This window comes from Nocardioides sp. P5_C9_2 (assembly GCF_054049555.1).
Genome location: NZ_JBFUMD010000304.1, coordinates 1 through 4,868, shown reverse-complemented (window position 1 = coordinate 4,868; position 4,868 = coordinate 1). Strand labels below are relative to the sequence as shown.

10 protein-coding genes are annotated in these 4,868 nt (G+C 71.5%); 3 read left to right on the top strand and 7 right to left on the bottom strand.

The features are described from left to right. Together ACXJKL_RS14590 and ACXJKL_RS14585 are read left to right on the top strand one after the other, a co-directional pair. Window positions 1-494 (top strand): hypothetical protein (locus ACXJKL_RS14590; RefSeq protein WP_457207768.1); only part of this gene is annotated, 494 nt, incomplete at its 5' end. A gap of 123 nt (window positions 495-617) precedes the next feature. Continuing rightward, complete coding sequence (locus ACXJKL_RS14585; RefSeq protein WP_457207767.1) at window positions 618-806, top strand: hypothetical protein; 189 nt, start codon at window positions 618-620, stop codon at window positions 804-806. 9 nt (window positions 807-815) lie between these two features. Here the strand turns inward: ACXJKL_RS14585 and ACXJKL_RS14580 are convergent, their stop codons facing one another. The 7 genes from ACXJKL_RS14580 to ACXJKL_RS14550 are packed head-to-tail and all read right to left on the bottom strand — an operon-like array spanning window position 816 to window position 4,356. After that, on the bottom strand, window positions 816-1,337 hold the full coding sequence (locus ACXJKL_RS14580; RefSeq protein WP_457207766.1) for a pyridoxamine 5'-phosphate oxidase family protein: 522 nt from the start codon (window positions 1,335-1,337) through the stop codon (window positions 816-818). A gap of 10 nt (window positions 1,338-1,347) precedes the next feature. Then, complete coding sequence (locus ACXJKL_RS14575; protein ID WP_457207765.1) at window positions 1,348-1,671, bottom strand: GroES family chaperonin; 324 nt, start codon at window positions 1,669-1,671, stop codon at window positions 1,348-1,350. An 8-nt stretch (window positions 1,672-1,679) separates the two neighbouring features. Next, window positions 1,680-1,928 (bottom strand): DUF3618 domain-containing protein, encoded by a 249-nt coding sequence (locus ACXJKL_RS14570; RefSeq protein ID WP_457207764.1) that lies wholly within the window; start codon window positions 1,926-1,928, stop codon window positions 1,680-1,682. Further along, the gene (locus ACXJKL_RS14565; protein WP_457207763.1) at window positions 1,925-2,680 is read right to left on the bottom strand and encodes an energy-coupling factor ABC transporter ATP-binding protein; all 756 of its coding nucleotides are present in this window, start codon (window positions 2,678-2,680) and stop codon (window positions 1,925-1,927) included. The genes ACXJKL_RS14570 and ACXJKL_RS14565 overlap by 4 nt, the downstream gene beginning before the upstream one ends. Next, complete coding sequence (gene cbiQ, locus ACXJKL_RS14560) at window positions 2,677-3,288, bottom strand: cobalt ECF transporter T component CbiQ (protein WP_457207762.1); 612 nt, start codon at window positions 3,286-3,288, stop codon at window positions 2,677-2,679. Before cbiQ ends, ACXJKL_RS14565 begins: the two co-directional genes overlap by 4 nt. 58 nt (window positions 3,289-3,346) lie before the next feature. Beyond that, complete coding sequence (locus ACXJKL_RS14555) at window positions 3,347-3,664, bottom strand: PDGLE domain-containing protein (protein WP_457207761.1); 318 nt, start codon at window positions 3,662-3,664, stop codon at window positions 3,347-3,349. After that, the gene (locus ACXJKL_RS14550) at window positions 3,661-4,356 is read right to left on the bottom strand and encodes an energy-coupling factor ABC transporter permease (protein WP_457207760.1); all 696 of its coding nucleotides are present in this window, start codon (window positions 4,354-4,356) and stop codon (window positions 3,661-3,663) included. The genes ACXJKL_RS14555 and ACXJKL_RS14550 overlap by 4 nt, the downstream gene beginning before the upstream one ends. Before the next feature lie 140 nt (window positions 4,357-4,496). Here ACXJKL_RS14550 and bcp point away from each other — a divergent pair. Further along, window positions 4,497-4,868 (top strand): thioredoxin-dependent thiol peroxidase (gene bcp / locus ACXJKL_RS14545; RefSeq protein ID WP_457207759.1); only part of this gene is annotated, 372 nt, incomplete at its 3' end.

Below are 4,868 nucleotides of genomic sequence, written 5' to 3'. Positions count from 1 at the left end.
CCGCCACGCAGCACCCGGCCGACCCGTTCGGGCTCATCAGCGGCGGCGAGGGCGTGCTGACCGGCACGGTCGTGTGCGCGGCCGCCATCGCGTACGCCGGCGGGCACGTGGACTCGACCGGCCAGCTGTCCATCACCATCTTCGGCACCGTGCTCGTCTACTGGCTGGCGCACCTCCACGCCCGCACCCTCGGCTTCTCGGTGACCCACAGGCACCACCCCTTGTCGTCGCTGCGCCTGGCCGTGCTGGAGACCTGGCCGATCGCCGGCGCCTCGGTGCTCCCGATCCTCATCCTGCTGGTCACCGACCTCGCCGGGGCGTCCCTGCGTACGTCGGCGTGGACCGCGCTGATCGCCACCATCGGCCTGCTCACCGTCTACAGCTACCTGGCGGGGGCCCGCAGCGGCCTCGGCACCTGGGGCAGGGTGGCGAGCGCCGCCGTCGGCGCGGGGCTCGGCATCCTGGTGGCCCTGCTGAAGGTGGCCCTGCACTGATCCGCCCTCGTCTTTATTGGGGATGATTCGTACGGACTGGGGCAGGCGTCCTCGGCGTCGTCCTACGGTCGTGACGCATCCGGGGGGCTGCTGCCCCTCACCCTGCTGACCGAGGAGCACACGATGGGTATCACCGTTCACCTGCCCACCACCGACGCGACGGACCACCCCAGCATCACCCACGAGCGGGGCAAGTCACTCTTCATCCGCGACGGGTTCCTCTACGTCCAGGAGGACATGTACGCCGACGAGGCGGCCCACACCGTGGCGGCGTACGCCCCCGGCACGTGGGTGCGCGCCTGCCGCGACTGACGCGTCCCGTCAGGCCGGCGGGGTCGTGTGTGCGGTGACCGACGCAGCTGTGGAGCCACCGAGGTCCATGGCCGGCAGGCCCAGCTTGCGGTGGTCCCACGAACGGGTGCGGGCGATGTCGAGCCGGACAACGACCCGGCGGTGCATCATCACCTCGAGGAAGGGCCGCAGGGCCGCGGTGTAGGGGCCCTGGTAGCGCTCGAAGACCTGGAGGCACACCCGCTCGAGCAGGTCGGGGTCGTCCACGACCACCCCGTCGCCCTCCAGCGCCACACCGCGCAGCTGGTCGTAGGTGTGGCCGGCCTCCACGAGGAAGCTCATCCTGGGGTCCCGGCGCAGGTTGACGACCTTCTGCGACGCCGGCTTGGTCTCCAGCCACACGTGGCCGTCGAACCACGCGTACCACATTCCGACGAGGTGGATCTGACCCCGCGGGCCCATCGTCGCGACCGTGGCGCTGCGCTGCTCGGCCAGGAAGGCGTCGACCTCCGCCTCCGCCATCACGACGGCGTCGCGCCGGTTGCCGCTCACGGGTGGGAGCTCACAGGTAGAGGCCGGTCGAGCCGGGGTCGAGCCGCTCCGCCGCGACCGCGTGCACGTCCCGCTCCCGCATGACGACGTACACCTCGCCGTGGACCTCGACCTCGGCCTTGTCCTCGGGGTCGAAGAGCACCCGGTCGCCCACCTCGACCGCCCGCGCATGGGGGCCCGTGGCGATGACGCGGGACCAGGCCAGTCGGCGCGCACCCATCGCCGCGGTCGCCGGGATGACGATGCCGCCCGAGGAGCGGCGCTCGCCCGCCTCCTGGTCGACCTCGACCATGATCCGGTCGTGCAGCATCTTGATCGGCGCGCGATCGCTCATGGTGTCGGTCAGCGGACGATCCTGCGGATGATCGCGAGGAGCACGAGGGTCCCCACGACACCGCCGGCGACCTTGAGGATGTTGTCGGTGCGCGGCTCACCGGTCTCGAGGTCGACGAAGTGCGACTTCACCGAGGTCACCTCGCGCCCGACGATGGTCTTGGGGCTGGCGCGGTAGGCGAGCTGGTCGATCGTCTGTGCGAGACGTTGACGCGTCTCCTCGATCTCGCGCTCCAGCGAGCTCAGTTCATTGGTCACGCGGGAAGGTTACCAACCGTGCGCGGGTCGAAGCCCCACGGCAGCTCGAGGCGGTGGGCACGCATCAGCGCGTCGTCGGTGAGCACGTCCAGCGTGCGGCCGTCGGCGACCACGGCGCCGTCGCTGAGCACCACCGCTCGCGGGCACAGCTGCAGGGCGTAGGGGAGGTCGTGGGTCACCATCAGCACCGTCACGTCGAGGCTGCGCAGGATGTCCGCGAGCTCGCGGCGCGAGGCCGGGTCGAGGTTGGAGGACGGCTCGTCCAGGACCAGGACCTCGGGCTCCATGGCGAGCACCGTGGCCACCGCCACCTTGCGCCGCTGGCCGAAGGACAGGTGGTGCGGCGGCCGGTCGACGAAGTCGGCCATCCCGACCCGGTCCAGCGCCTCCATCACCCGCGCGTCCAGGGCCGCTCCCCTGAGGCCGAGGTTGGCGGGGCCGAAGGCGACGTCCTGGCGCACCGACCCCAGGAACAGCTGGTCGTCGGGGTCCTGGAAGACGATGCCGACCCGGCGGCGGATCTCGGCCAGGTGCTGCTTGTCCACGGGCAGCCCGCTCACCGTGACGCTGCCGGCCCCGGCGGCCAGGATGCCGTTGAGGTGGAGCACGAGGGTGGTCTTGCCGGCGCCGTTGGGTCCCAGCAGGGCCACCCTCTCCCCCTCGTGCACGTGCAGGTCGACGCCGAAGAGCGCCTGGTGGCCGTCGGGGTAGGCATAGGCGAGCCCGCGTACGTCGAGCACGGGGGTCGTCATCGGGGCAAGGTACCCGTGTAGCCGCGCGAGAGCATGGCGAGGTGGATCCGCTCGCCGCGCTCGTAGGAGCGGATGAAGAGCGCGCCCATGGCCCGCGCCAGGGTCGGCCAGTGCTTCGGCGAGCGGGGGTCGCACCCGCGCGAGCGCATGGCGACGAGCATCCGTGACAGCTCGCCGGTGACGACATCGAGGTACCGGACCATGAACCCCATGATCTGGACGATCAGGTCAGGGGTGCGCAGCCGCTCGAGACCGCGCAGGATGTCGTCGGGCTCGGTGGTCGCCGCGAACGTGAGCGACGACGCGACACCGATCGTCCCCTTGGCCAGCAGGCCGAAGGCGGCGACGAGCCCGGGCTCCGAGAGCGGGATCCCCAGCACCTCGGTCCGCGGGCCGGTCGCGATGAACGGCACCAGGACAGCGAAGAGCACGAACGGTGCCTCGATCACCATCCGCCGGCCTATGTAGGCCGGCGGCACCCCGGACGCCACGATGGTGGCCACGACGAGGGCGGCGTAGACCGCGAAGGCGGCGTACCACTCCCGAGGCGTCGCCACCACGAGCAGCATGAAGCCGACGAGGACGAGCAGCTTGTGATGGGCCGCCATGCGATGCAGCGGACCGTGCCCGTGGAAGTGCAGCCGGTGGCCGTGACCGGCACCCACGTCAGGCCCCGTCGGAGGAGTCGTCGCGGCGACGGCCGCGCAGCAACCAGAAGAGGCCGCCACCGATCAGGAGCGTGGTCAGCGAGCCGACCACTCCGGCGACCCCGCCGCTGAGGCGGTCGTCGTCGATGCCGCGGGTGGAGTAGCCCGAGAAGGGTCCGTCGGCCGCGGCCGACGGCTTCTCCTGGTCGATGAGGCCCGTCTGCTCCGCCATGTGGGTGAGGCCGTCGGGATGGGTGCTGGCGTAGTAGCTGCCGACACCCGCGACGAGCAGGGCGACGAGCAGGAAGCCGGCGAAGAACCGGACGTTGCGGGTCATCGGACGGCCCCCGCGTCGCTGCGGATCTCGAGCTCGCGCGCGGCGATGAGAGGGCGTGCACCGTGCACGAGGTCCGGGCGGGTCGCCACGACCGTGCCCACGACGAGCATCGTGATGACCGCCTCGCCGATGCCGATCACGGTGTGCCAGCCGAGCATCGTGGTCAGCACCGTGCTCATCGGGATCGGGGCCGTGCCGCCGACGGCGAAGAGGGCGGTGAAGGCCAGCGCCGCGACCGGCACCGTGACGAGCGCGGCCAGGCCGGCGGCGGGCGCGACCATGGACAGCCTGCTCGGCAGCACGCGGCGCACGGCGGCGAACACCAGCCAGCCCGTGCCGGCACCCACCAGCGCCATGAGGGTGATGTTGGTGCCCAGCGCCGTGATGCCGCCGTCGGCCATCAGCAGCGCCTGCACGAGGAGCACCACGCTGATGCACAGCGCGCCCGTGTAGGGACCGACGAGCACCGCGGCGAGCGCGCCGCCGAGCAGGTGACCGCTGGTCCCTCCCGCGACGGGGAAGTTGATCATCTGGCCAGCGAAGACGAAGGTCGCGACCAGACCGGCCATCGGGGCGGTGCGGTCGTCGAGCTCACGGCGGGCGCCCCGCAGGGCGAGACCGACGCCGGCGATCGCGACCACCCCGGTCGCGACGGACGTCGGCGCGTCCAGGAAACCGTCAGGGACGTGCATGCCGGGCTCCTGGGTCGATGGGTAGATTGCGGGTGGGCGGGGTTCCCCCGAACCGCCGCCCACCTCACTGTGACCTTATTGCATCTGGTTTGCAACAACGACCGGGCCCCACTCACGGGCCCCACCCCAGGAGATCCCGGATGACCGACCGCCTCGCCGCCGGCGACGACGCCCCCGACTTCACCCTCACCTCCGACACCGGGGACGAGGTGCGACTGGCCGACCTGCGCGGCCGCAAGGTGATCGTCTACTTCTACCCCGCCGCGATGACGCCCGGCTGCACCACGCAGGCGTGCGACTTCACCGAGTCGCTCGACTCGCTGCGGGGTGCGGGCTACGAGGTGCTCGGGGTCTCCAAGGACAAGCCGGCCAAGCTGGCGACGTTCCGGGAGCGTGACGCCCTCACCCTCACGCTGCTGTCCGACGAGGACCTGGCCGTGCACCGGGCGTACGGCGCGTTCGGCGAGAAGAAGCTCTACGGCAAGGTGGTCGAGGGCGTCATCCGTTCGACC

Bases quoted from the DNA above. Each gene is read 5' to 3' on its own strand.
- ACXJKL_RS14585 (WP_457207767.1), top strand. From the start codon at position 618: ATGGGTATCACCGTTCACCTGCCCACCACCGACGCGACGGACCACCCC.
- ACXJKL_RS14575 (WP_457207765.1), bottom strand. From the start codon at position 1,671: ATGAGCGATCGCGCGCCGATCAAGATGCTGCACGACCGGATCATGGTC.
- ACXJKL_RS14565 (WP_457207763.1), bottom strand. From the start codon at position 2,680: ATGACGACCCCCGTGCTCGACGTACGCGGGCTCGCCTATGCCTACCCC.
- cbiQ (WP_457207762.1), bottom strand. From the start codon at position 3,288: ATGGCGGCCCATCACAAGCTGCTCGTCCTCGTCGGCTTCATGCTGCTC.
- ACXJKL_RS14555 (WP_457207761.1), bottom strand. From the start codon at position 3,664: ATGACCCGCAACGTCCGGTTCTTCGCCGGCTTCCTGCTCGTCGCCCTG.
- ACXJKL_RS14550 (WP_457207760.1), bottom strand. From the start codon at position 4,356: ATGCACGTCCCTGACGGTTTCCTGGACGCGCCGACGTCCGTCGCGACC.